We start from the raw sequence: 23,834 nt of genomic DNA on the forward strand, positions 1-23,834 counted from the left end.
TGCGAGGGTGGGGACGCCGGGATCGGCATCCCCACCCTCGAGCCTGTCAGCCCTGGCCGTGCTTGGCGTAGGGGTTGAAGAGCGCTGCCTTGATCTCGTCCGGGACGCCCTCCTCGGTCGCCGACGGGCCGTCGGCAGGCGGGAACGACTCGGTCATCGACATCGGCATGGCGCTGTTGCGGTAGAAGTTGTTCGAGCCCTGCGACGGCCGCCAGGTCTGCGCGTCCCAGTCGGGCACGTAGTTGCGGTAGCCGCCCGTGTTCAGCTCGATGCGCAGCGACGACGGCTCGCGGTAGTACAGGAAGTTCTGCTCGCCGATGCCGTGGATCGACGGCCCGTACTCGATCGGGTAGCCGTTCTCCATGAGCACGTCGGCCGCGATGAGGAGCTCCTCGCGGGTGTCGACCCAGAAGGCGTAGTGGTTGACGCGGCCGGCGCGCGTCGAGCCGTCCAGGACCACGCCGAGGTCGTGCGACTTCTCGTTCGTCGTGAGCACCGAGAACACCGAGATGTCAGCCTCGTCGAGCTGCGTGCGGGCCATGAAGCGGAAGCCGAGCACGTCGACGTACCACTTCACGAAGGCGTCGACGTCGCTCGTCGCGATCGTCACGTGGTCGAGCTGGCGCGGGGCGCCGGCGACCTTGCTGCGACGCGAGGGGCGGTCGGGGTAGATCGACGCGGCGTCGCCCTCGGTGTCGTGGTGGCGCGTGACGTCCCAGTGGAGCGTCAGGGTGTGACCCCACGGGCCGGTGAAACGGTAGGCGCGGCCGATCTTGTGCACGTCGACCCACTCGCCCTGGACGCCGGCGGCCTCGACCCGCTTGGCGGCCTCCTCGAGCGCCTCGGGGCTCGAGGTGCGCCACGCGGCCGTGACCAGCGTGGGCTCGTCGCCGGGCACGACGACGACGCTGTAGGCGTAGTAGTCGCCCCAGCAGCGCAGGTAGACGGCACCGTCGACGCGGTCGACGACCGTCAGGCCGACCTGGTTGACGTAGAAGTCGACGGATGCCTCGACATCCGGCGACGAGATCTCCACGTAGGAGAGGTGGGAGAGGAGCTTGATCATCATCGACCCTTTCGGAAGAGAGTTGGCGGGTGATCCCGAATCAACTTTCGTCCGAGTCGGGCGTATCCGGGAATCCCATATCGGCTATCTCCCGGATCAGCAGCGTTTATGAAAGCCCTCGGGCCACCACGGCCGAGGACAGCGCGTCGTCGCGCGCGAAATCGTCGACGTCTCGAGGAGCAGCGCCATCGGCGACGGCGGCCACCGCGCGCCGCAGCGCGACGCGCGCGGGCGATTCGAACAGCCGCGGAGCTTGGCGGTGGCCGGCGCCGTCGCGGACCTCGATGCACTGCCGGTGCTCGTCGCCGTCGTACTCGACTCTGGTCGGTCCGAGTCCGGTCACCCGGATACGGCCGAGTGGCGGAGCGCCGGGGCTCGCGGCGGCGACGAGGCTCACCGCGACGCCGCCCGCACCCTCCAGGAGGGCCAGTCCGCGGCCCGCCTCCGACACGCCGGACGCCGGCGACGGCACCCCCATCTCGCCGACGAAGACGCGCGCCCACCCGACGGCGTCGCGCATCGCGTCGGGCAGGGACACTGCCGGAGCGTGGCACTCCACGACCGCGCCCGGGAACGGCTCCGCACCGTCCAGCGCCCGTCGGAGAGCCTGCACCGCGTCGGCCCGCAGCAGCGCGCGTTCGAGCACGATCGGAACCCCCGACCGCCCCAGCTCGGCGAGCGCCTCGGCGGCTGCCACCCGCGGGCGGCTGACCACGACGGCGGCCGCCCCGGCGCCGATCGCCCGGGCTGCGGCATCCGTCCACCGCTCACCGCTGACCGCGACGACGGCACCGGCGGGGTCGTCGGTGAGCCGAACGCTCTCCGGCAGTTCGGCCGCGGCGACGCGGTACGACGGCAGGGCCGTCTGCAGCGCGGCGCTCATGCCGTCACCCCCGCGAGGGCGGCGGCCTGGTCCGCCAGCGCGACGGTGTACCGCACGTCGTCGAGGAGCTCGTCGTACTCGACGGGCATGCCGCTGTCGATCAGCTCGGCGAGCGCCCGCCACTCGGCGACGTAGCCGTCGTCGGGATGCCGATCGTAGGCGGTGTCGCGGCCGTCCGCGGCGAGCACCCTGACCCCGGCGCTTCCCGCGTGCACGAAGGCCGGCGGGAAGTTCACATCCACCCGGTCGCGCGCCGTCGTGACGGTGATGCGCCAGAGCGCGTCGGCGCCCCCGGGCAGCATGACGGTGCAGAACTGGACGGGCACGCCGCTTGCGATGAACCCCACGGCGAAGCCGATCGGCGCGAGGGCGCGCGCGAAGACGACGCGCTCGAACTGCGGCGCGAGGTCGCGCACCAGCGGCAGATCGTGGATCGCGAGGCCCGTCAGGAGCGCCCGGACGACGCCCGCGGCGACTTCGGGGCGCGACAGATCGAGGGCGGGGCGGGCGGCGAACGGGGCCGCCACTTCGGTGACCACGTCGTGATACCGGCCGTTCGGCGGAAGCGCGAGGGTCACCGAGAGGGAGACCACGGGTCCGCCGGAGGCCGAGAGGTGATGGCGGGCGCGTCCCCAGGCGGGGTCGTAGTAGTGGTTGGTGCCGACGATGAGCGGGATCGCCGCAGCGCGGCACGCCTCGACGGCCCTCTCGGCGTCGGCGACGGTCGTGGCGATGGGCTTCTCGCAGAAGATCGCCCGCTTGCCGGCCGCGACGGCCGCCAGGATCTGCTCCGCATGCTCCTCGGGCGGGCTGCAGATCGCCACCACGTCGACCTCGGGGTCGGCGAGGAGCCGGTCCACGCCGGTCGACCGGCGCGCGCCGCTGCGGGCGGCGAGCGCGGCGGCCCGGCCGCTGCCGGCGTCGGCCACGTGCGTGACAGTGAACAGATCGCCCAGCCGGGCCAGTGTCGGCAGATGCAGCGCCGCAACGCCCGGTCCGGCCCCGATCACGCCGACACGATGGGTCATCGTCGTCCTCCCACTTTCGCTTGAACTGTACCTAAGTGGGGAACGCTTTGACTATAGATGCGCCAAAATCGGTCGCAGACGCACGCAGTTATGCAACAATCGACCATGGCCAGGGAGTCCACCTTGCGTTTCGGCGCCCAGACAGACGAGATGACGAGCCTGCTGCGCATCGTCAACATGGTGCGCACGGGCGAGGCATCCACCCGCCCCGAGATCGGCCGGGTGACGGGGCTCGGCCGTGGAGTCGTGACCCAGCGGGTCGACCACGCGATCGAGATGGGATACCTCGCCGACGGCGAATTCGGTCCCTCGTCGGGCGGCCGGGCTCCGCGCACCCTGCGCTTCCGCGGCGAGGCCGGGCGCATCGTCGTGTGCGCGCTCGGCGCGCTCCACATCCACGTCGGCGTCACCCACCTCGACGGCGACGTCCTCGACGAGGCGCACGAGGCGTGGGACATCTCCCGCGGGCCCGCCGAGACGCTCGACAAGGCCCTGAGCATGGTCGACGCCGTCCTCGCCCGCACCCCGGACGTGCCGGTGTGGGGAATCGGCGTCGGGGTTCCGGGCCCGGTTGACTTCGACAGCGGCCGCCCGGTCGCACCGCCGATCATGCCCGGCTGGAACGGATTCGACGTGCGGCGCCGGTTCGAGCAGCGCTACGACGTGCCGGTATGGGTCGACAACGACGTCAACCTCCTCACCTTCGGGGAACGCGCGCGACGCGGCGACGACACCCTCGATCTGATCTACTGCAAGATCGGCTCGGGCATCGGCGCCGGGCTGCTGTCGCACGGCCACATCCACCGCGGCGTCAACGGCGCCGCCGGAGACATCGGCCACGTGCGCGTGCGCGACTCCGACGTACCCTGCCGGTGCGGCAAGGTCGGATGCCTCGAGGCTGTCGCCGGCGGGTGGGCATTGATCCGCGACGCGCAGGCCGAGATCGAGGCCGGTGCCGCGGGGATGCTCGCCGCGGCGGTGACCGCCGGTGAGGAGCTCACGCCGGAGCGCATCTCCTCCGCCGCGGAGGACGGCGACGCGCTGGCCATCCGCCTCGTGCAGCGCTCGGCGCGCGTCGTCGGCGAGTCGATCGCGGCGCTGGTCAACATGTTCAACCCGTCCGTGATAGTCATCGGCGGAGCGATGGCCGGGGCGGGCGAGCTGCTGCTCGCCGAGGTCCGCCAGCGGGTGTACGAACTCTCCATCCCCCTCGCCACGCGCGACCTCACGATCGCCACCTCCGTGAACGACCGGCGGGAACCGCTGCGTGGAGGCGCCGAGATGGTGCGCGAGCAGCTGTTCGACGTGAGCTTCCCGCGGTGGTTCGGCGTGGGGAGGCCGACGATCGCGGCGACCCACGGGGCGCTCGACGAGGTCGCCTGACACACTTCTTTCGAAAACAGACAAAAGCGTGTAGCTTCCTCTCTGAAGCCGGAGCGCCGGCCGAGAGAGGAAGCAGGCCCCGATGACGCTGCCGATGCTGCTGGACGACGCCCTGATCACGACGCCTGCGGGATTCGCCCTCCGGGTGAGCCTGCCGTGGATCCGCTCGATGCCGCTCGCCGCGGTGACCGACGTGTCCGTGTCGATCGACGGCGAGCAGGCTGCCGTGCACGCGGTGGTCGACGGGCGCGAGGTGCCTCCCGCGGAGCTGGCGGCGGAGACGTCGTGGTGGTTCATCCAGGACCGCGTCGAGCTCCGCGGCGATGCCGAGGTGTCGCCCGGCGCGCACGACGTCGCTCTCTCGTTCGCGCTCGTCGTCCCGTACCTGCAGGCGGGGCCGGCGGGGCCGCTCACTCTCCCCTTCCGCATGGAGCGCGCGCTCGTCGCGGGCGAGGCGACAGCCGTCGGCGGCGCGGCCGCGACCATGCCGGCGAGGACGACGGATGCCGCCGAGCCGGCGAGAGCGGCGGCGGCGCTGCCTTCCGCGTGGCCGCTGTCGGCCAGCGCCTTCAACTGGACTCCCCAGGTCATCCGGGCCGAGCGCACGGCCGAGGACATCGCGGTCGCCGTTGCCGCCGAAGGCATCAGCCGCACGCTGGAGATCGAGGCCGGCCAGGTGTGGCGCGGCTTCCCCGAGCCGTCGGACGATGAGGTCGATCGTCTGCGCGAGCGGCTGACGGCCGCCGGCGGCGCCGTGACGATCGTCGGGGCCAGCCTGGACGACTGGGCGCTGCCGGCCCGCCGGCGCACCGAGACCGAGCGACTCGGGTTCCTCGAGCCGCAGCTGCGGGCGGCCGCGCGCCTGGGCGCGATCGGGGTGCGCGTGCCGTTCGGCCAGGCAGGACCGGAGCTCCTGCGCCTCGCGCAGCCGGTGCTCGAGGAGCTGGGAGTCGTCCTCTTCGAAGAGATCCAGGGGCAGCAGACCCTCGACTCCCCCGCCGTCGCGGACAACCTCGCCCTCCTCGAGACGCTCGACGACCCGCGCATCCGCGTGCTGATCGACATCAGCATGCTCATGCCGTCGCTGCCGCCCACCTACCTCGAGGAGCTCCGCCGCGGCGGACTCGACGAAGAGCTCGTCCGCCGGCTGGAACGTCAGTGGCGCGCGCCCGAGACGCACGAGGCCGTCGTCGCCGCGCTGCGCGGAGGGCGAGTGCCTCCCGCCGTGCACACGCTCTACATGAACCTGCTCGTGCGGTTCGGCCGCTCCGACGTCACCGACCTCGAGCCGCTCCTCCCGCTCACCTCGGGGGTTCATCTGAAGTTCTGGGACCTGGACGACACCGACGGGCGGGTCTCCCGCCCCATCGCCGACATCGGCTCGGCGCTGCGCCGCGTCGGGTTCACGGGCACCCTTACGAGCGAGTGGGGCGGGCACGAGTGGCTCGACGCCGACCCTGCCACGACGACCCGCGCACACCTCGAGCTCGCCCGGCGCGCACTGACCGAGGCATCCGTCCCCGCCGTATAGACCGCCACAACGTCGGTCATCGCCCTCCGGTCGGGCCGACCGGACCGTTCCGCTCCGACGGGGCGGCGATCTCCGACGTTGTGGCGGGCCGCGGGTCAGCTGCCGGTGGGCGTCCAGGCGCTGCCGTTGCCGGAGCTGCGCTCGACCGCCTCGAGGACGCGCTGGATGTGCAGGCCGTCCGCGAACGACGGCTCGGGCTGCGTGCCGGCGGCGATCGCCTGGACGAGGTCGGCGACCTGGTGGCTGAAGCCGTGCTCGTAGCCCAGCATGTGCCCGGTCGGCCACCACGGCGCCAGGTAGGGATGATCGTGCTCCGTCACGAGGATCCGGCGGAACCCCTGCTCGGTGTCGGGAAGGGTCGCGTCGTAGAAGCCGAGCTCGTTCATGTTCTCGAGGTCGAACGAGACGGCGCCGAGCGACCCGGCCACCTCGACGCGCAGCGCGTTCTTGCGGCCGGTGCGGAAACGCGTGGCCTCGAACGACGCCAGCGCGCCGGACGAAAGGCGGCCGGTGAACAGCGCCAGGTCGTCCACGGTGACCGCGCCGCGCTCCTGCCGCGCCGTGCCCGACAGCCCGACCCCCTCGCCGAGCAGCGGCCGCTCGCTCACGATCGTCTCGAGGATGCCCGAGACCGTCTCGACGCGCTGCCCCGTGATGTACTCGGTCAGATCGATCGCGTGCGCGCCGATGTCGCCCAGTGATCCGGATCCCGCGCGCTCCTTCTGCAGGCGCCACGTCAGCGGCGCCTCGGCGTCCATCAGCCAGTCCTGCAGGTATTCCGCGCGCACCTGGCGGACCTCGCCGATCCGGCCGGCGGCGACGAGGTCGCGGGCGAACGTCGCCGCCGGCACGCGACGGTAGGTGAAGCCCACCATCGAGCGGATGCCGCGGGCCGACGCCCGCTCGGCAGCCTCGGTCATCGCCTCGGCCTCGGCCACGGTGTTGGCCAGCGGCTTCTCGCACAGGACGTGCTTGCCGGCCTCGAGGGCGGCGATCGCGATCTCGGCGTGCGTGTCGCCCGGCGTGACGATGTCGACCAGATCGATGTCGTCGCGGCCGATCACCTCGCGCCAGTCGGTCGCGCTCTCGCGCCACCCCCACTTGTCCGCGGCGGCGGCCACCCCCGCCTGATCGCGGCCGACGACGACGTCCATGGACGGCGACAGGGGCAGATCGAAGAATCGCGGGGCGACGCGCCATCCCTGCGAGTGCGCGGCCCCCATGAAGCCGTAGCCGATCATGGCGACGCGCAGCTGACGGGCATTCGCGGTGTGGTCGGTGGTCAAGGCGCTTCCCCCTCGGGAGTCGGTCGTGGGCGCCCGCCGCTTCGGCGGGCGCCCACGGTGGCGGACTTACTCGAACGACAGGTCGATGTACTGGTCGACGTTGTCCTTCGTGACGACGGGCGCGTCGAGGACCACCCGGTTGGGGATGCTCGGCGTGATGAGGTCGCCCATGGTCTTGCTCTGCGCGATGAGACGGGCGAGCGCGACGCCGTCGGCGGCCTGGGTCGACGGGTAGATGACCGTCGCCTTAAGCACCGTGTCGTCGGCCTCGATGGCCTCCATCGCGCTGCGGCTGCCCGCGCCGCCCATCATGAAGAACTCGTCGCGGCCTGCCGAGTCGATGGCCGCGAGCACGCCGATGCCCTGGTCGTCGTCGTGGTTCCAGATGGCGTCGATCTGCGGGTTCGCCGCGAGGAGCTGAGAGGCCGCGGCCTCGCCGCCGGCGACGGTGAAGTCGGCGGCCACGCGGGCGTTCACCTCGAGACCGCAGTCCTCCAGCGCGTCGGCGAAGCCCTGCGAGCGGTCCTGGGTGAGCGGCAGCGAGTCGATGCCGGCGATCTCGGCGACGAAGCCCTCGCCACCGAGCTGCTCGCAGATGTACGTGCCGGCACTGACTCCCATGCCGTAGTTGTCGCCGAGGATGGTGGTGCGCGCGGCGAACGGGCTCGAGAACTCGCGGTCGACGTTGATGACCGGGACGCCTGCCTCCATCGCCGCGATCGCGGCCTCGGTGAGGGCCGCACCGTCGGTCGGCAGCAGCACGATGGCGTCGACGCCGTCGTTGACGAAGGTCTCGACGGCGGCGATCTGGGCGATCGGGTCGTTGGTGCCCTCGGCGACGCGGAGCTCGACGTCGTCGAAGCTGTCGGCGGCCGCCTGCGCACCGGAGTTGATGGCGCCCAGCCAGCCGTGGTCGGCGGCGGGGCCCGAGAAGCCGATGACGACCGTGTCGCCGGTCTCGGCGTTCTCCTCCGACGTCGTCCCCTGGTCGGTGACGTCGTCCTCGTCGGCGCCGGTGCCGGTGCAGCCGGCCAAGAGCCCGATCGCCGCCACGACGGCGGTTCCCGTCAGCAGCAGCCGTGTGCGCGCCTTCAGGTGTGAGCGCATTCTTTCCTCCTTGAAATGTGATGCAGTGCGGCAGCGCACGGCGAGCTCGGGAGCAACGGTGCACGATCCCCACCCGTCCACGCTGACGGCATCACGGTAGCAGGCGCCGCGCTTCGGCGACACCTTTTGCATTAGTTGCGGCATAAGCAATTTGCGAAACTTCCGCTGTGGTTGCGCGAAAACGCGAGCGTTCACCCGCTCATCGCGGCCCGACACTGCCGTCGACGCCCGCGGGCGCTCATGTTATGTTCATGCCGTGATCAAAGACGACCATGGATCGGCGTTACTCGTCGTCGAAGGCGTGACGAAGTCCTTCGCGGGCGTCAAGGCGCTGCGCGGCGTCGACCTCGACGTGCGCGCGGGCGAGGTGCACTGCGTCCTGGGCCAGAACGGCGCCGGCAAGTCGACGCTCATCAAGACACTCGCAGGGGTCCACGCCCCGGACGAGGGCACGATCTCGTGGCTCGGCGAGCGGGTCGTGATCCCCAACCCGGAGTCGGCGATCGAGCTGGGCATCGCCACGATGTACCAAGAGCTCGACGTCGTCGACGGACTCACGATCGCCGAGAACATCTTCCTCGGCCACGAGCTCTCGCGCGGCGGGTTCACGAAGCGATCCGAAGCGGCCAGGCAGACGCGCGAGCTGCTGCGGCGACTCGGACACGCCAACCTCTCGCCGCACACCGAGGTCGGCTCGCTGAGCGCGGCCAACAAGCAGATCGTGAGCATGGCGCGCGCGCTGTCGCACGACATCAAGCTCATCATCATGGACGAGCCCTCGGCCGTCCTGGACACCGAAGAGGTGAAGAACCTCTTCCACGTCGTCCGGGAGCTGACCGCCTCGGGCATCGCCGTCGTCTACATCACGCATCGCCTGGAGGAGATCCGCCAGATCGGCGATCGCATCACGGTGCTCAAGGACGGCCGCTCGATGGCCAGCGGCATCCCCGTCTCGGGCACGCCGACCGCAGAGCTCATCAAGCTGATGACCGGGCGGGAGGTCGCGAACGTCTTCCCTGCCCCCGTCCCGGTGCCGGCCGACGCCCCCGTCGTGCTGGAGGTGCAGGACCTGGCGCTGGCCGGCGTCTTCGAAGACGTGTCTTTCTCGGTGCGTGCCGGAGAGATCGTGGGGCTGGCGGGGCTGGTCGGATCGGGACGCTCGGAGATCCTCGAGACCATCTACGGAGCGCGTCGCTCGACGCACGGAACGGTGAAGGTCGCCGGCGACGAGCTGCGCCGCGGGTCGGTGGTCGCGGCGGTGAATGCCGGGATCGGCCTCTCGCCGGAGGAGCGCAAGAGCCAGGGGCTCGTCCTCGACGAGCCGATCTACTTCAACGTCACGCTCGCATCGGTGTCCCGGTTCGCGCGGGCCGGATTCCTCGACGAGCGCGGCGCACGGGCGGCCGCCCGAGCCCAGATCGAATCTCTCGAGCTGCGTCCCGCCGACCCCGACCGCGCGACGATCACGCTGTCCGGCGGCAACCAGCAGAAGATCCTTCTCGCGCGCTGGCTCGTGCACGGCACCAAGGTGCTGCTGCTGGACGAGCCGACTCGCGGCGTCGACGTCGGCGCGCGCGCCGAGATCTATGCGCTCATCCGCGAGCTCGCCGCTGCAGGGAACGCCATCGTCGTGGTCTCGAGCGAGATCGAGGAGGTGCTCGGCCTCGCCGACACCGTCCTCGTCATCGCCGACGGCCGCATCCTCGAAACCCGCCCCGCCTCCCAGATCGACGAGCACGGTGTGCTCGACCTCGTCATGAAAGGAACCGCCGCGTGAGCGAGCAGACCACCGGGACCGCAGGAGTCCCCACCGCCAGCGAGGCGCCGCCGCCCGCGGGCGATCCGGAAACCAGTCGCCGATCCGGTGTCCGCGGCGTGCTCTCGGGCTCGGTCGGACGCAACCTCGGCCTCGTCGTCGCCCTGCTGCTCCTCGTCATCGTCGGAGCGGTCACGGCACCCGACACCTTCCTGAGCGTGAGCAACACGCTCACGATCCTCCGCCAGGCCTCGATCCTCGGGGTCGTCGCCATCGGCATGACCCTCGTCATCACGGCGGGCGGCATCGACCTGTCGGTCGGCTCGGTGCTGGGCCTCGCGTCGGTCGTCGCGACACTGGCGGCCATCCAGGACCTCGCCGACCAGATCCACTGGGTGCTGATGATCGTGATCGCGCTGCTCGTCGGCGTCGCGGCGGGGCTGATCAACGGCATCGTGATCGCGTACGGCAAGGTCGTCGCCTTCATGGCGACGCTCGCCATGCTGATCGCGGCGCGCGGACTCGCCGAGGTGCTGGCCGAGCGTCGCACGCTCCAGGTGCGGGACCGCGACTTCATCCAGTTCCTGAACCTCGACATCATCGGCGTCGACATCCTCATCTGGATCTTCGCCATCGTCGCCGCCATCGGCTGGGTCGTGCTCAACCGCACCACCTTCGGCCGCCGCACCGTCGCGATCGGCGGCAACCGCGAGGCCGCTCGCCTGGCCGGCATCGACGTCAAGCGGCACACCATGTGGCTCTACGCGATCTCGGGGCTGTGCGCCGGCATCGCCGCGATCATGTACCTCGGGCGCACGACGGCCGGCACCTCGACGCACGGCACTCTCCTCGAGCTCGACGCGATCGCGGCGGTCGTCGTCGGCGGCACCCTCCTCGTCGGCGGCCGCGGGACCATCACGGGCACCGTGTTCGGCGTCCTCATCTTCACGACGCTGACGAACGTGTTCGTGCAGAACAACCTGAACTCCTCGATCCAGGCCGTCGTCAAGGGCGTCATCATCGTGATCGCGGTGCTGCTGCAGCAGCGCTTCGCCAGGCCGACGGGTCGCGCCACGTGAGCACTGCGGCCGTGGCCGCGGCGGGGCATCCGTCGACCGGGCACGCGGCCGCTCGATCCCTGCAACCGATGGACTGAGTCGTGGTCACTGTCTCCCCTGAACCGGCGACCGCCGGCACCGGCGCGATGGAGCTGTTCCAGCTGCTGCGCGACGGCGTGCCCCGCACGCGCGCTCAGCTGGCGAAGTCGACGGGGCTGGCCCGGTCGACCATCGCGGCGCGGGTCGACGAGCTGATGAAGATGGGCCTCATCATGCCGGTGGCGGATGCCGCCTCCACCGGCGGCCGGCCTCCCTCGCAGTTCGCGCTCAACCCGAGTGCGCGGGTCGTGCTGGCCGTCGACGTCGGGGCGTCGCACGCCACCGTCGCGGTGATGGACCTGACGGGGGCGATCCTCGCCTCCCGCACGGAACCCCTCGCGGTCGCCGAGGGCCCCGAGACCGTCCTGTCCTGGGTGGTGGAGGCGGCCCGCGACGTGCTCCCGGAGGCGGGGCGCGACATCCGCTCCCTCGTCGCGATCGGGATCGGCGTGCCCGGCCCGGTCGAGCACTCGACGGGGCAGCCGGTGAACCCGCCGATCATGCCCGGCTGGAACCGGTTCGACGTTCCCGGCTGGGTGCAGCAGCACCTGCAGGTGCCGGTGCTCGTCGACAACGACGTCAACATCATGGCGCTCGGCGAGCGCGCCGCGGCGTGGCCGGCCACCGAGCATCTGATGTTCGTCAAGGTCGCCACCGGCATCGGCGCGGGCGTCATCGCGGGCGGCGAGCTGCAGCGCGGAGCGCAGGGCGTCGCCGGCGACATCGGCCACGTCCGCGTCGCGCGCGGCTCGTCGGTCCCGTGCCACTGCGGCAACCAGGGGTGCCTCGAGGCGATCGCATCCGGACCCGCCATCGCCCGCGCGCTGAGGTCCCAGGGGGTCGCCGCCGACAGCGGCGACGACGTGGTGGCGCTGGTGCAGCGTGGCAACCTCGACGCGATCCAGGCGGTGCGACAGGCCGGACGCGACATCGGCGAGGTGCTGACGGCGTGCGTCAGCCTCATCAACCCGTCCGTCATCGCCATCGGCGGCTCGATGTCGCGTGTCGGGGAGCACCTCATCGCGGGCGTGCGGGAGGTGGTCTACACGCGGTCGATGCCGCTGGCGACCGAGCACCTCGCCATCGTGCCGTCCACCGCGGCCGAGGACGCGGCGGTGATGGGGGCGGGGATGCTGGCCATCGAGCACGCCCTGTCGCCCGAGGCGTTCCACTCGCTCGCCGGCTGAGCGCTCGTCCCGAGCGGCGACGCGCCACAACGACGGAGATCACCGCTTCGCCGGGCGGTCGCGGCCCTTCGGCTCCGACTTCGTGGAGATCTCCGACATCGTGGCGGAGGCGGAGGGCGGGCCTCAGCGGGGCTCGAGGCCCGCGGCGCGGTAGATGTCGTCCACGACGCGCATCGTGCCGACGCCGCGCTCGGCGTCGAGGATGCTCGCAGAGCCGTCCGCGAGCACGGCGACGAGGTGCTCCAGCTGTCGCGCGTAGCTGTTCTCACCCTCGGCGGCCTTCTCCACCACGAGGACGTCGTCCCCCGCGGTCACGTGCAGCGTCGCGCCCCACTGCGGCACGATGACGCTCGTGGCTTCCAGACGGGCGTCCGACCCCTCCACCACGAGCGACATGGCGCCCTTGTCGTCGCCGATGAACGACGAGCGCACGCGCGCCGGAGCGCCCGACGGCAGCCGCAGCACAGCGTCGGTCTGCAGGTCGATCCGCGGGTCGTCCTCGTAGAGCACCGACTCGGCCGACTCGACGACGGGCTCGCCCCAAGCGGCGCGGATGAGGTCGACCGCGTAGCATCCGACGTCCATGACGGCCCCGCCGGCCAGGTCGCCGTCGAGGCGGATGTTTCCCGGCTTCACGACGAAGTGGGGGATGCTGAAATCGACGTCCACGCGCTCGACCTCGCCGAGCACGCCCGACGCGATCATCTCGAGCAGACGCCGCGTGAAGCCGTGCAGCCGGTAGTGGAAGCCGACGAACGCCCGCCGGTCCGCTGCTGCGGCGGCCTCGGCGATGGCGGACGCGGTCGTGCCGTTGGCCGACAGCGGCTTCTCGCACAGCACGTGCTTCCCCGCCTGCAGCGCGCGGATCCCCCACTCGGCGTGCGTGATCGGCGGGAGTGCGAGGTAGACGAGATCGATCCCCGGGTCGGAGAGGATCGCCTCGTAGTCGCCGTGCGTGGGCAGCTTCAGCCGCTCGGCGAAGGCGCGGGCGCGCTCCGGGTCCCGCGCCCCGATCGCGACGACGCGGACGCCTGCGGCGTCGCGGGCGGGCTCCACCATCGCCCGCTCCGCGATGCCACCGGCACCCAGGATCCCGATCCGCAGCTCCGGCGTCATCCCTCAGCCCTCGCGGTTGTAGTACGGCCAGGGCAGGAACCGCCGCTCGCCGCGGCGGTCGGGGCCCTGAAGGGTCACCTCGCCGGTGGCGGCCCACTCGACGCCGCGCGGGAACATGCGGATGAACTCGATGCGGCGGAAGGTGTCGATGTCATGGCCGATCGTGATGGTGAACGAGCGGCCCGCGCCGTACTCGTTGATCCACGCGATGGGCTGGTCGGTGTTCATGCCGTTGAGCTGGGAGATCCCGCCCTCGGGGATCTCGACCGGGTAGTGCGACATCGGCCACACGGGCGCCTTCTCGTAGGCCTCGAGGTCATCGAAGGTGGTGAGCAGCACCTGCGCCCCCTCGTAGAGGTCGACCCCCGTGAGGATGTCGTCGCCGGTCACCGTCCAGCGGGCACTGATGCCCTCGGTGATGGGATGCCGCGGCTCGGCGGTGTCCAGCTGCGCCTCGCCCCACGGGCGGGGGCGAAGCCCGGTCTCGTACGCGCTCAGCTTCGCCCCGCGCATGATGTTGTATTCCTCGGGGTAGCCCCAGCGATCCTCCTGCGCGGCGGAGCCGTGGAACCACACGATGCCCTTGCCGTCGTCGTGCACGAACTTGAGGATCGCGGCATCCGTCTCGGCTCCGAACCCGACCGCCTTGTCGAAGAAGCCGTCGCGACCCTCGAACACGACGATGAGCACGTCGTACTTGTGGATGATGTCGGCGCCGAGGCCGCGCGGGTCCTCGACGACCCGCACCTTGAAGCGCCCGGTGTCTTCGAGCAGCGTCGTGATCCACTGGTTGTGCAGGCGGAAGCTGCGGTGCTCGTTGTCGTGCTCCCGGGTCATGTGCCCGGACAGGATCAGCACGTTCAGCACATCCGTCATGGTCGGGTTCCTCTCGCATCCGGGCACGCCGAACACCGGCCGTGTCGGCCGGTGTTCAGCGGTCCCGCGTCAGTCGGTCTTGGTCGAGAACGCCGCGTCGAACGCGGCAGCGGGCGGCGTGATCGCGTTGAGCTTGCGCACGAACTCGATCGCCTCGGGGGCGCCGTGCAGGCGGTCCATGCCGGCGTCCTCCCACTCGATCGAGGTGGGGCCGTCGTAGCCGATCGCGTTGAGCGCGCGGAACAGCGGCTCCCACGGCACGGCGCCGTGGCCGGTCGAGACGAACGTCCAGCCGCGGCGCGGGTTCGCCCACGGCAGGTGCGACCCCAGTACGCCGTTGCGGCCGTCGAGGTTGGTGATGGACTCCTTGACGTGCACGTGGAAGATGTGGTCGGCGAAGTCCAGCACGAACGCCACCGGGTCCAGCTGCTGCCACATGAAGTGCGACGGGTCGAAGTTGAGGCCGAAGCTCTCGCGGTGCCCGATGGCCTCGAGGGTCGCCTTGGCGGTCCAGTAGTCGTAGGCGATCTCGGAAGGGTGGACTTCGAGGCCGAAGCGCACACCGACCTCCTCGAACACGTCCAGGATCGGGTTCCACCGGTCGGCGAAGTCCTGGTACCCGGCGGCGATCCACTCGTCGGAGGCCGGCGGGAACATCGCGACAGCCTTCCAGATCGCCGAGCCCGTGAAGCCGTTCACCGTCTTCACGCCCAGCTTGGCGGCGAACCGGGCCGTGTTCTTCATGTCCTCCGCGGCGCGCTGGCGCACGCCCTCGGGCTCGCCGTCGCCCCAGACCCGCGCGGGCAGGATGTCCTTGTGCCGCACGTCGATGGGGTCGTCGCACACCGCCTGGCCGGTGAGGTGGTTCGAGATCGCCCAGACCTTCAGGCCGTTGCGCTCGAGGATGTCTTTGCGGGACTGGACGTACTCCGCGTCGTCCCACCGGGACACGTCGATGTGGTCGCCCCAGCAGGCGATCTCGAGGCCGTCGAAGCCCCACTCGCCGGCGAGTCGCGCGACCTCTTCGAACGGCAGATCGGCCCACTGGCCCGTGAAGAGAGTGATCGGACGAGGCATCCAAGCTCCTTTGCTTTGTTGTTTCTACAAACCTATCCGCAGACCGCCCTGAGGCAACGGGTCAACCCGAGGTCGCGTCCGCGGCGACCGGCGCCTCGACCTGGACCCACCCCGAACCGCTCGCCGAGCTCTCCTCGACGGCGGCCAGCACGCGCTGCACCGAGAGTCCTTCCGCGAAGGACGGATGCGGGTCGGTGCCCTCGGCGATCGCCGTCACGAGGTCGACGACCTGGTGGCTGAAGCCGTGCTCGTAGCCGAGCATATGGCCCGCGGGCCACCACGCCGCGACATAGGGATGCTGCGCCTCGGTGACGAGGATCCGCGTGAATCCCTGGGTGGCCTCCGGCGCGGTGCGGTCGTAGAACCAGAGGGTGTTGAGGTCTTCGAGGTCGAAGCGGAGAGCGCCCTTGTCGCCCGACACCTCGATCGACAGGTCGTTCTTGCGTCCGGTGGCGAAGCGCGTGGCCTCGAATGAGACCAGGGCGCCGGTGGACAGCCGGCCGGTGAAGACGGCGACGTCGTCGACGGTCACGTCGCCGTGGCCCTCCGCGGCGGTGCCCGACAACCCGGTGCCCGAGCCCTGAAGGGGCCGCTGCTTCACGATCGTGTCGAGCACACCCGAGACGGCGGTCACGCCCAAGCCGGTCACGAACTGCGTCATGTCGATGATGTGAGCCCCGATGTCGCCGAGCGCGCCGGATCCTGCGTGCTCCTTCTGCAGGCGCCAGGCGAGCGGCATCTCGGGGTCGACGAGCCAGTCCTGGCGGTACGCGGCCCGCACCTGCGAGATCCGGCCCACGGCGCCCTGGGCGATGAGGTCTCGCAGGAAGGTGACTGCCGGCACCCGGCGGTACGTGAAGCCGACCATCGAGCGGATGCCGCGGGCCGCCGCCCGCTCGGCAGCCTCGGCCATCGCCTCGGCCTCGGCCACGGTGTTGGCCAGCGGCTTCTCGCACAGCACGTGCTTGCCCGCGTCGAGCGCCGCGATCGCGATCTCGGCGTGCGAGTCGCCAGGCGTCACGATGTCGACGATGTCGATGTCGTCGCGCGCGATGACCTCGCGCCAGTCGGTCGCCGACTCCTGCCAGCCCCACTGGGCCGCGGCATCCGTCACCGCCTCGGCGTGGCGTCCGACGACGACGGCCATCTCGACCGCCTGCGGCAGCGAGAACACGCGCGGCGCCTGGCGCCAGCCGACCGAGTGCGCGGCTCCCATGAACCCGTAGCCGATCATGGCGACGCGCAGCGGCCTCCCCTCGGCGCCGCTCTGAGCCTGTCCGAGGGTCATGCGAGCACGACCTCGCGCTCGACCGGCACGCGGTTGGTGACGTAGCGGCCGGGGCCGCCGTCGACACCGGGGGCGATCTGCATGTAGAGCAGGCGCATCGTGAGGACGACCTCGACGGTCAGCTTCTCGCCGGCCTCGGGCGCGCGACCCAGGTCGATCACGACCTCGGGCTTGTCGGCGACGAACCAGAGCGTCTCGGACTGCTCAGGCAGCTCCTCGATGCGGTAGCTCTTGCCCTGCAGCTCGAAGCGCAGCGAGTCCTTCGGGATCTCGACGCCGTTGACGGATGCCGCGACATCGTCGACCGCCGAGAGCCAGAGGCTGCGGTACCAGGGCAGCTGCAGCGCGACGGAGACGCCGCTCTCGGTGCGCTTGACGTCCTTGTCGGCGAAGAGGGAATCGTGCGTTGCCATGATGGTTCCTCAGGCGTAGGTGTCGGTGAAGGTCTCGTGCGGCACCGGCGGCGCCGGCTCGAGCTTCTGCACCGTCTCGGGGCTGTACGGATGGTTGGTCGAGGGCACCGGCTCGTCGGCCGGCGGCATGAAGACGGGCTTGCCGTCGTCGCCGAAGTACATCAGGTCGAGGTCGAACGCGCCCTGGTTCTTCAGGCCGAAGCTCACCCAGTTCTCCTCGAAGGGAGCGCGGGCCAGCTCGTAGCAGCGGAACTTCCAGAACTTCCACTCGCCGTCCTGCTTGAGGAAGTCGATCGCGTACTTGCACCACACCCAGTGAGCCCAGACCTTCTTTCCGAGCACTTCCTGGGGCGAGTACATGTCGGGGAACGCCTCGGCGACCTTAGGGTCGGTGAGACCCGACTCGGTGCCGGCCATCATCCAGACGCCCTTGGCGGTCTTGCCGTCTGCGGCGACCTCGATGACCGGTGTCGTGGTGGCGTGCAGGATCAGCTTGCCCTCGGGGTGCGGACGACCGCGGTGGTAGTCGGTCACGCTCTTCCACGTCGTGTACTGACCGGCGTTGGTGTACCGGGCGCGGATGCCCTCGGTGCCCTCCTTGACCCACAGCGGGATGATCTGCTCGTCCTCGAAGGCGTTGTGGAGGTACATGTAGCGGTTGAACAGGTTCTCGACCTGGCCGCGGTCCTCGGCGCGCTGCGCGAGGGCGCGGGCGGCGACGACCTCCTCGCGGAGCGCGGCCAGCTCGGCCCGCAGCTCCGCGACCGAGACGTCGGCGGTCGTGGTCGTATCAGACATTCGCGGTCTCCTTCGACTGCTCGGCGACGGTGTCTTCGATGGCCTTGCGCATCAGCGCGTGCTGCTTCTTCACGAGCTCGATCGGGTCGGCCTCGCCGAGGTCCTGGAAGGCGTGACCCTCCCACTCGCTGGAGAGGTACCCCTGATACCCGCCCACCACGAACTGCCTGACGATCCGCGGGATGTCCATCGCCGGCTCGTGGCCGTTCTCGTCGATGTCGTAGAACTTCGCGTGCACGTGGAACATCTGCGGCATGATGTCCAGCCACTCCTCCGGAGGGACCAGGCCGTGCATGTTGAAGGCGAGGCGCGTGAACGGGCCGAACGTGAGAGGGTCGACGCCCTCGCTCACGAGGTAGTCTTCGAACTTCTGGTTGCGCACGTGCATGGGAGTCGGCTCGTGCCAGATCTCCTCCATGACGGGGAAGTGCTTCTCGTCCATGCCCATCTTCCCCAGCTGCGCGAGCAGCGTCGGGGAGAGGCTGTGCATCGTCGAGGAGAAGTCGGCGGTGAAGCCCAGCCGCTCGGACTGCAGCTCGTCGTACATCTCGCGCATCTGCAGCACCTGAGGGTTGTTCGGCCCGGACGGCGCGTGGATCTCGTAGCCGAGGTACTGGTCGTACTTCTCGGCGAGCGGGAGGAGCCCGCGCAGCAGCTCCTTGCCGTGCGACCGGATGACGACGCGCTTGAAGCCGAGCGTGTGAGCCGTCTTCAGCTGCCGGGCGAGGAAGTCGTGCTCCTCGTCAGGCGTCATGTCGCGGTCCTTGCGGCGACCCATGTCGAGGTTGGTGCCGACCGCGCTCGCCTCGAGTCCGTACTTCTCCAGCGAGTCGAACCAGAGCTTCACGAACTCCTGGTCGACGTCGGGGTAGGTGCGCAGCAGCTGCGCGATGTTGAACTCGACGCCCGGGCCAATCCCCTCCTCCGCCACGGCGGCGATGAGCGTCTCGGGCGTGTAGAGGCCCGCTGCGAACTCGCTCGTCATCGAGTAAAGGGTGGTCCCGAGCTTGATGCCGGTGCCGGCGATGCCGTCCGCGCCGCCCTGCGCCTGTCGAACGGTCATGCGGACGCTCCTTGCGTGGTGGGAAGCCAGGCCGCGAGCTGTGCCCGCGCCTCGGCGAGGTCGGTGGTCATGCGCGAGCCGGCCGCCTCGGCCGCCGACCGCTGCACGGCCTGCTCCCCCGCGATGATCTCGAAGGGGGACTGCCAGTAGTTCCAATGCCAGCCCTCGTACTCGCTCGAGATGGCACCGTTGTAGCCGTTCTCGATGAGCAGCGTCACGAGGTCGCGGACCGGCACCGAGGGCTCTTCGCCCGACTCGTCGATGCCGAAGAACTTGCCGTGCACGTGCTTGATCCACGGGAAGATCTCGAGCCAGTCGTCCACGCGCGCCGGTCCGAACAGGCCGGTCGCGTTGATGCCAATGTCGATGCCGAGATCGGGGCGACCGTGCTGGGCTGCCAGCCCGATGAAGCGGCCGAAGCGCTGGCCGTGGTCGGCCTGGTCGGCCGGCGGGCCCTGCCGGTAGAACTCGTCCCACAGCCCGGTGACGGCCGTGAGCAGCTCCTCCGAGGCGCCGCGGCGGCGGTAGGCCTCGATGAGCGAGGGCGCGAAGCCCGACACGGTGGCGCCCCAGTCCATCGTGAATCCCAGGAACGGCGAGCCGACCTTGTCGTAGCGGTCGCGTAGCGCCAGGATGCGCGGGTGGGAGGCGTACTGGTCGGCGTGCACCTCGAGGGCGAGCGTGACGCCGTACTCCTCAGCGATGGGAGCCAGCGCCTCCATGGAGTCGGGCGTGATCGAGATCTGCACGCGGGCGATGGGGAACCCGAGCTTCGCCGCGGCCGCGATCTGCCGGCGCATGTACTCCAGCAGCTCGTCCTGGGTGAGCAGGCGATCGCGGTGGATGCCGATGTCGGCGTTCACGGCGAGCGAGGTCGTCACGAGCCCGGTCTCGGCGATCAGGTCCTTGAACCAGCCGGCGTAGTGATCGTCGATCTCGGGGAAGCCGCGGAAGCTGGAGAATCCGATGATCTCCAGGCCCGGCCCGAAGTTCTCGGCCGCGGCCTTGCGGATGAGGCCTTCGAGATCGTACTCGCGTCCGTGGAACGCGCGGGTGAAGCTGTAGAGCGTCACACCCTGGATGGGGGTGCCTTTGGTCAGCGCGGCGCCGTCCTGAGCCTGTCGAGGGGTCATGCTGCCACCGCCTTGCGTGCCGGCATCGTCTTGGTGTCCTTCTCCTCGATGTGCAGCACCTCGTCGGCGCCGATCACGATGTAGGGGATGTAGAGCACGAGCTCGACGGCGACGGTGTGCTCGTCGGCCTCGCCCACAGCGATGTCGCCGGAGAGGACCGCGGAATCGGTGGGGAACCACCACTCATCGGTGTTCGGGACGAGCTCGGGGAAGGTGAAGGCTCTGCCGTTCATCTCCCAGCGCAGCGACTCGGCCGGCGCCTCGACGCCGTCGACGGTGAGCTTCGCACCGGCGATGCACGAGGCGGGGAGGGCGCGGTACCACGGCAGCCGCACCTCGACCGCGGCCCGTGTGCCGTCGGTCGTGAGCGTGCCCTGCTCGATGATTCGGTCGGGGATCACGAGGTTCTCCTGACTACTTTGTCTATGTTTCTACACTCTAATGTCTGAATCAGACGGAAGCAAGATCGCGAGCGATGCGGCGCGCGCCGCCCACGGCGAGCGCGACCGACGTGAGGGTCGGGTTGCACGCCGTTGCGGTCGGGATGACGCCGTTTCCGGCGACGAACAGACCCTGCACACCCCACACCTGGCTGTCGAGGTCGCACACGCTGGTGCCGTCATCCGTCTCACCCATGCGGGTCGTCCCCTGGTAGTGCAGCGAGGACCCGAGGGGAAGCGTGAAGGGCCGCGAGTCGAGCGGGTCGCCGATCGCCTCGCCGAGACGCACGATCTCGGCACGCGCCCGATCGATGACCTCGTGGTCGCGCTCGGTGAGGGTGTAGTGGATGCGGGGAGCGGGCAGCCCGTAGGCGTCCTGCTCGGCGTCGTCGAACTCGACCCGGTCGTCGGCCTGCAGGTCCTTCGCGCAGAAGAGCCCGAGCCCGACGATCGAGCCGGGGACGACAGGGTCGTCCTCGGCGAGCGGGATGGGCGAGGCATCCAGCTGCATCACCTGCCCATGGAAGGGGACGTCGTCGGTGAACGGCACCCAGCTGACGCCGCTGTACTCCGCGAGACCGGTCGTGGGAGCATCCGCACCGAGAGTCTCGACCCCGCGCAGGCGCGAGGCGAACACGACCTGCGCCTGGTCGTTGAGGTACCGCCCGAGGGCGGCCGGACGGATGCCGGACGCCCACAACAGCTGGGGCGTGCGCAGCGCGTCGGCGGCGACGACCACGAACCGGGCCGCCACCTCGTGCGACTCATCGGAGCGGAGATCGCGCACCCGAACGCCGGCCGCACGCCCGTCGCGCACCAGCACGGAGGTGACGAGCGACTCGTCGAAGAGCGTGAAGGCGGGGTTGTCGCGCGTGACGTCTCCCAGCACGACGTCTGAGCCGGACCATACGAGCCGTCCGTCGTCGCGGCGGTGGGCGGCGAGCGGCATCCGCTGCACCTTGGTCTCGGCTGTCCGCCCCTCGTCGACCGCCTTCGCGAGGCGCTCGCGGACGATCTCACCGAACGGTGCCGCGTCGAACGCGTTCGTGGTGACGCCGAGGAGCCGGTCGCCCTCGGCGAGCAGCTCGTCGAAGTCGGGGAGGAAGCCGATGCGCTCGCTGCCGCCCGGGCGCGGACAGGCGCCGGTCCAATGCGCCGACATCCCGCCGACGTTGCTCGACATCGCGACGACCGGCAGCCCGTCCTCGCCCGGGAACTGGTAGCCGTCCTCGAGGAGGAACGTGCCGGGGCGCGCGGCCCGCACGCCGGCCTTGACGGCTCCCGGATTGGCGACCTTTGCGCCGCGCTCCCCCGGCCCCTCCGACGCGGCCTGCGCGCGAGCGCGAGCGTCGGGGTCGGCGATGTTCTTCACGTGCGCACCGGGCGGATCCGAGATGGTCGGGCCCACCTCGAACATCGCGATGGTCGTCCCGGGCGCCCGCTCGCTGAGGATGCGCGCGTACGCGGCGCCGGTGGGACCCGACCCGACGATGGCGACGTCGACGGACTGGGGGTACCGCGTCATGCTGAAGCCGCCAGCTCGCGGATGAGGGCGACGGATGCCTCGGACTCCTGGGTCGGGTAGTACTCCAGGCCGATCGGCCCGTCGTAGCCCGACGCGCGCAGGATGCCGAGGCGCTCCGCCCAATCCAGCGACCCGCTGCCGGGCTCACCTCGACCCGGGGCGTCGGCCAGCTGCACGTACTTCACGAGGTCGCCCGCGTTCTCGAGCTCGGCGGCCATGTCCTCGCCCTCGACGGCAGAGTGGTAGATGTCGTAGAGCACGCCGAAGAAGGGCGAGTCCACGCCGCGGGCGATGTAGACGCCCTCCGCTGTGCGGTCCAGGAGGGAGCCCGGGTGGTCCACGCGCACGTTGACCGGCTCGAGCACGAGCGTGATGCCCGATCCGTCGATCTGGGCGATGGCCTTCTGGTAGATCTCGATGAGCTTGTCGAGCTGGACCTGGCGCTTCCAGCCGCCGAACCCGGTGCCGCTGCCGACGACGATGCGCGGGCAGTCCAGGTCCTGCGCGATGGCGACGCCCTCGTCGAGCTTGCGATAGAACTCCGAGTGGTCCCACGGCGGGATCATGAACTGGGTGCGCGGTTCCGACAGCTGCGCGGTGAGCTTCGTGCCGGTCTCCTCGAGGGCGGCCTTCAACGCGGGGAGGTCCTTGGGCTGGGAGGGCGCGTCGACTCCCGTGGGCCCCCACATCTCGACGGCGGTGAATCCCACCGCCGCGGCGGCGCGCACGCGGTCGTGGTAGTCGCCGGCCTCGGTGAAGAGCAGCTCGATGTTCGGTGCGAGTTGGTACATGACGTCTCCGGTCGGTGTGTCGGATGAGTGGGCGACGTGCGGATGCCGCGGCATCCGCTCGACGATCCGGCCGCCCCCGAATCGGTGTGGGCGTCAGCCCTTCAGGCCTCCGCCGAAGCCCTGGATGAACTTCTTCTGCGCGAACATGTAGAACAGCAGGATCGGGATCATCGAGATGAGCACGACGGCGAAGATCTTGTTCCACGCCGACACGAGTCCGCCGACGTACGTGTACATCGCGACCGGCAGCGTCTGCGTGGTCGACCCGCCGAGGAAGATCAGCGAGTTGAAGAAGTCGTTCCAGACGATGAGTCCCGCGAGGATCGCGACGGTGCCCGTGGCCGGTGCCATAAGCGGCAGCACGACGCGGAAGAAGGCCTGCGTCGGCGACGCCCCGTCGATGACGGCGGCTTCTTCGTACTCGGTGGTGAGCCCGCGGAAGAAGCTCGCGTAGAGGAACACCGACAGCGGCAGCAGGATGCCGATCCACAGCAGGATCATGCCGATCGCGTTGCCCGTGAGCCCGACCGAGCGGGCTCCGATGTACAGCGGCACCGTGCCCAGCTGCGCGGGCAGGATGATCGCGATGAGCACGAGGTAGAAGGTGAAGTTCGTCCAGGCCCGGGTCCGGCGCGTGATGACGTAGGCGGCGACCGAGCCGAACAGCACCAGGCCGGCGATGGCGCCACCGGTGATGATGACGCTGTTGAGGATGCTCATCGGGATGCTGTTGCGGCCGCCGGTGGTGAGCACCTCGACGAACGCGCTGACGTCCAGCGACGACGGCGGGGCCATCGCGCTCGTGGTGAGCGCCTCCTGGTCGGTCTTGAACGCGGTGGCGATCAGGAAGTAGAAGGGCAGCAGGCCCAGCAGGGTGACGACCCAGATGGCGACCTCGCGGACCGCGGTGAGCTTGGTGTAGCGGAACAT

General features: G+C 70.3%; 22 protein-coding genes. 5 read left to right on the forward strand and 17 right to left on the reverse strand.

Annotated elements, in window-relative coordinates; all coding sequences use genetic code 11:
* Positions 1–46 precede the first annotated feature (46 nt).
* The 3 genes from IR212_RS15800 to IR212_RS15810 all read right to left on the reverse strand — a co-directional run bounded on the left by IR212_RS15800 (position 47) and on the right by IR212_RS15810 (position 2,977).
* Entirely contained in the window at positions 47–1,066 is a 1,020-nt protein-coding gene (locus tag IR212_RS15800; protein ID WP_194398727.1) for a VOC family protein, read from the reverse strand.
* Positions 1,067–1,172: 106 nt separating this feature from the next.
* Positions 1,173–1,949 carry a hypothetical protein gene (locus tag IR212_RS15805; protein ID WP_194396809.1) on the reverse strand — a complete coding sequence of 259 codons (777 nt, stop codon included), beginning with the start codon at positions 1,947–1,949 and terminating at the stop codon, positions 1,173–1,175.
* A complete protein-coding gene (locus IR212_RS15810; protein ID WP_194396810.1) occupies positions 1,946–2,977 on the reverse strand; it encodes a Gfo/Idh/MocA family protein in 1,032 nt (343 codons plus the stop codon). The genes IR212_RS15805 and IR212_RS15810 overlap by 4 nt, the downstream gene beginning before the upstream one ends.
* 105 nt (positions 2,978–3,082) lie before the next feature.
* Here IR212_RS15810 and IR212_RS15815 point away from each other — a divergent pair, with 105 nt between their 5' ends.
* Together IR212_RS15815 and IR212_RS15820 are read left to right on the forward strand one after the other, a co-directional pair.
* A complete protein-coding gene (locus IR212_RS15815) occupies positions 3,083–4,360 on the forward strand; it encodes an ROK family protein (protein ID WP_194396811.1) in 1,278 nt (425 codons plus the stop codon).
* A gap of 82 nt (positions 4,361–4,442) precedes the next feature.
* A complete protein-coding gene (locus IR212_RS15820; RefSeq protein ID WP_228479377.1) occupies positions 4,443–5,891 on the forward strand; it encodes a DUF6379 domain-containing protein in 1,449 nt (482 codons plus the stop codon).
* Between the two features lie 95 nt (positions 5,892–5,986).
* Here the strand turns inward: IR212_RS15820 and IR212_RS15825 are convergent, their stop codons facing one another.
* Together IR212_RS15825 and IR212_RS15830 are read right to left on the reverse strand one after the other, a co-directional pair.
* A complete protein-coding gene (locus IR212_RS15825; protein ID WP_194398729.1) occupies positions 5,987–7,132 on the reverse strand; it encodes a Gfo/Idh/MocA family protein in 1,146 nt (381 codons plus the stop codon).
* 111 nt (positions 7,133–7,243) lie between these two features.
* A complete protein-coding gene (locus IR212_RS15830) occupies positions 7,244–8,284 on the reverse strand; it encodes a substrate-binding domain-containing protein (protein ID WP_194396812.1) in 1,041 nt (346 codons plus the stop codon).
* 301 nt (positions 8,285–8,585) lie between these two features.
* Between IR212_RS15830 and IR212_RS15835 the strand changes: the two genes are divergently transcribed.
* From IR212_RS15835 to IR212_RS15845, 3 genes are all read left to right on the forward strand, one after another.
* Positions 8,586–10,061, forward strand: a complete 1,476-nt coding sequence (locus tag IR212_RS15835; RefSeq protein WP_194398730.1) for a sugar ABC transporter ATP-binding protein — start codon at positions 8,586–8,588, stop codon at positions 10,059–10,061.
* Positions 10,058–11,119 carry an ABC transporter permease gene (locus IR212_RS15840; protein ID WP_194396813.1) on the forward strand — a complete coding sequence of 354 codons (1,062 nt, stop codon included), beginning with the start codon at positions 10,058–10,060 and terminating at the stop codon, positions 11,117–11,119. The genes IR212_RS15835 and IR212_RS15840 overlap by 4 nt, the downstream gene beginning before the upstream one ends.
* 125 nt (positions 11,120–11,244) lie before the next feature.
* Entirely contained in the window at positions 11,245–12,384 is a 1,140-nt protein-coding gene (locus IR212_RS15845) for an ROK family transcriptional regulator (protein WP_194398731.1), read from the forward strand.
* A 123-nt stretch (positions 12,385–12,507) separates the two neighbouring features.
* Here the strand turns inward: IR212_RS15845 and IR212_RS15850 are convergent, their stop codons facing one another.
* The 12 genes from IR212_RS15850 to IR212_RS15905 form a co-directional block, all read right to left on the reverse strand.
* Positions 12,508–13,500, reverse strand: a complete 993-nt coding sequence (locus tag IR212_RS15850; RefSeq protein WP_194396814.1) for a Gfo/Idh/MocA family protein — start codon at positions 13,498–13,500, stop codon at positions 12,508–12,510.
* 3 nt (positions 13,501–13,503) lie between these two features.
* Positions 13,504–14,376: a ThuA domain-containing protein gene (locus IR212_RS15855; RefSeq protein ID WP_194396815.1), complete on the reverse strand. Its 873-nt coding sequence runs from the start codon at positions 14,374–14,376 to the stop codon at positions 13,504–13,506.
* A gap of 69 nt (positions 14,377–14,445) precedes the next feature.
* Complete coding sequence (locus IR212_RS15860; protein WP_194396816.1) at positions 14,446–15,453, reverse strand: sugar phosphate isomerase/epimerase family protein; 1,008 nt, start codon at positions 15,451–15,453, stop codon at positions 14,446–14,448.
* A 61-nt stretch (positions 15,454–15,514) separates the two neighbouring features.
* Positions 15,515–16,687 carry a Gfo/Idh/MocA family protein gene (locus IR212_RS15865; protein ID WP_194398732.1) on the reverse strand — a complete coding sequence of 391 codons (1,173 nt, stop codon included), beginning with the start codon at positions 16,685–16,687 and terminating at the stop codon, positions 15,515–15,517.
* Positions 16,688–16,737: 50 nt separating this feature from the next.
* Positions 16,738–17,154 (reverse strand): C-glycoside deglycosidase beta subunit domain-containing protein, encoded by a 417-nt coding sequence (locus IR212_RS15870; protein ID WP_194396817.1) that lies wholly within the window; start codon positions 17,152–17,154, stop codon positions 16,738–16,740.
* Between the two features lie 9 nt (positions 17,155–17,163).
* Positions 17,164–17,952, reverse strand: a complete 789-nt coding sequence (locus tag IR212_RS15875; RefSeq protein ID WP_194396818.1) for a nuclear transport factor 2 family protein — start codon at positions 17,950–17,952, stop codon at positions 17,164–17,166.
* Positions 17,945–19,015, reverse strand: coding sequence for a sugar phosphate isomerase/epimerase family protein (locus IR212_RS15880; RefSeq protein WP_194396819.1), 1,071 nt, complete (start codon positions 19,013–19,015; stop codon positions 17,945–17,947). Before IR212_RS15880 ends, IR212_RS15875 begins: the two co-directional genes overlap by 8 nt.
* Positions 19,012–20,148 carry a sugar phosphate isomerase/epimerase family protein gene (locus IR212_RS15885; protein WP_194396820.1) on the reverse strand — a complete coding sequence of 379 codons (1,137 nt, stop codon included), beginning with the start codon at positions 20,146–20,148 and terminating at the stop codon, positions 19,012–19,014. Before IR212_RS15885 ends, IR212_RS15880 begins: the two co-directional genes overlap by 4 nt.
* Positions 20,145–20,549, reverse strand: a complete 405-nt coding sequence (locus IR212_RS15890; protein ID WP_194396821.1) for a C-glycoside deglycosidase beta subunit domain-containing protein — start codon at positions 20,547–20,549, stop codon at positions 20,145–20,147. The genes IR212_RS15885 and IR212_RS15890 overlap by 4 nt, the downstream gene beginning before the upstream one ends.
* A gap of 49 nt (positions 20,550–20,598) precedes the next feature.
* Complete coding sequence (locus tag IR212_RS15895) at positions 20,599–22,113, reverse strand: GMC oxidoreductase (protein ID WP_194396822.1); 1,515 nt, start codon at positions 22,111–22,113, stop codon at positions 20,599–20,601.
* Complete coding sequence (locus IR212_RS15900; protein WP_194396823.1) at positions 22,110–22,904, reverse strand: TIM barrel protein; 795 nt, start codon at positions 22,902–22,904, stop codon at positions 22,110–22,112. The genes IR212_RS15895 and IR212_RS15900 overlap by 4 nt, the downstream gene beginning before the upstream one ends.
* Before the next feature lie 93 nt (positions 22,905–22,997).
* Positions 22,998–23,834 (reverse strand): carbohydrate ABC transporter permease, encoded by an 837-nt coding sequence (locus IR212_RS15905; protein ID WP_194396824.1) that lies wholly within the window; start codon positions 23,832–23,834, stop codon positions 22,998–23,000.

This window comes from Microbacterium atlanticum, assembly GCF_015277815.1.
Classification (GTDB): domain Bacteria; phylum Actinomycetota; class Actinomycetes; order Actinomycetales; family Microbacteriaceae; genus Microbacterium; species Microbacterium atlanticum.

Excerpts from the sequence above, each read along its gene's own strand:
- IR212_RS15800 (WP_194398727.1), bottom strand. The coding sequence starts at position 1,066 with ATGATCAAGCTCCTCTCCCACCTCTCCTACGTGGAGATCTCGTCGCCG.
- IR212_RS15860 (WP_194396816.1), bottom strand. The coding sequence starts at position 15,453 with ATGCCTCGTCCGATCACTCTCTTCACGGGCCAGTGGGCCGATCTGCCG.
- IR212_RS15885 (WP_194396820.1), bottom strand. The coding sequence starts at position 20,148 with ATGACCCCTCGACAGGCTCAGGACGGCGCCGCGCTGACCAAAGGCACC.
- IR212_RS15900 (WP_194396823.1), bottom strand. The coding sequence starts at position 22,904 with ATGTACCAACTCGCACCGAACATCGAGCTGCTCTTCACCGAGGCCGGC.
- IR212_RS15880 (WP_194396819.1), bottom strand. The coding sequence starts at position 19,015 with ATGACCGTTCGACAGGCGCAGGGCGGCGCGGACGGCATCGCCGGCACC.
- IR212_RS15805 (WP_194396809.1), bottom strand. The coding sequence starts at position 1,949 with ATGAGCGCCGCGCTGCAGACGGCCCTGCCGTCGTACCGCGTCGCCGCG.
- IR212_RS15810 (WP_194396810.1), bottom strand. The coding sequence starts at position 2,977 with ATGACCCATCGTGTCGGCGTGATCGGGGCCGGACCGGGCGTTGCGGCG.
- IR212_RS15895 (WP_194396822.1), bottom strand. The coding sequence starts at position 22,113 with ATGACGCGGTACCCCCAGTCCGTCGACGTCGCCATCGTCGGGTCGGGT.
- IR212_RS15825 (WP_194398729.1), bottom strand. The coding sequence starts at position 7,132 with ATGATCGGCTACGGCTTCATGGGGGCCGCGCACTCGCAGGGATGGCGC.
- IR212_RS15830 (WP_194396812.1), bottom strand. The coding sequence starts at position 8,284 with ATGCGCTCACACCTGAAGGCGCGCACACGGCTGCTGCTGACGGGAACC.
- IR212_RS15850 (WP_194396814.1), bottom strand. The coding sequence starts at position 13,500 with ATGACGCCGGAGCTGCGGATCGGGATCCTGGGTGCCGGTGGCATCGCG.
- IR212_RS15820 (WP_228479377.1), top strand. The coding sequence starts at position 4,443 with ATGACGCTGCCGATGCTGCTGGACGACGCCCTGATCACGACGCCTGCG.
- IR212_RS15905 (WP_194396824.1), bottom strand. The coding sequence starts at position 23,834 with ATGTTCCGCTACACCAAGCTCACCGCGGTCCGCGAGGTCGCCATCTGG.
- IR212_RS15875 (WP_194396818.1), bottom strand. The coding sequence starts at position 17,952 with ATGTCTGATACGACCACGACCGCCGACGTCTCGGTCGCGGAGCTGCGG.
- IR212_RS15870 (WP_194396817.1), bottom strand. The coding sequence starts at position 17,154 with ATGGCAACGCACGATTCCCTCTTCGCCGACAAGGACGTCAAGCGCACC.
- IR212_RS15865 (WP_194398732.1), bottom strand. The coding sequence starts at position 16,687 with ATGATCGGCTACGGGTTCATGGGAGCCGCGCACTCGGTCGGCTGGCGC.
- IR212_RS15815 (WP_194396811.1), top strand. The coding sequence starts at position 3,083 with ATGGCCAGGGAGTCCACCTTGCGTTTCGGCGCCCAGACAGACGAGATG.
- IR212_RS15845 (WP_194398731.1), top strand. The coding sequence starts at position 11,245 with ATGGAGCTGTTCCAGCTGCTGCGCGACGGCGTGCCCCGCACGCGCGCT.
- IR212_RS15855 (WP_194396815.1), bottom strand. The coding sequence starts at position 14,376 with ATGACGGATGTGCTGAACGTGCTGATCCTGTCCGGGCACATGACCCGG.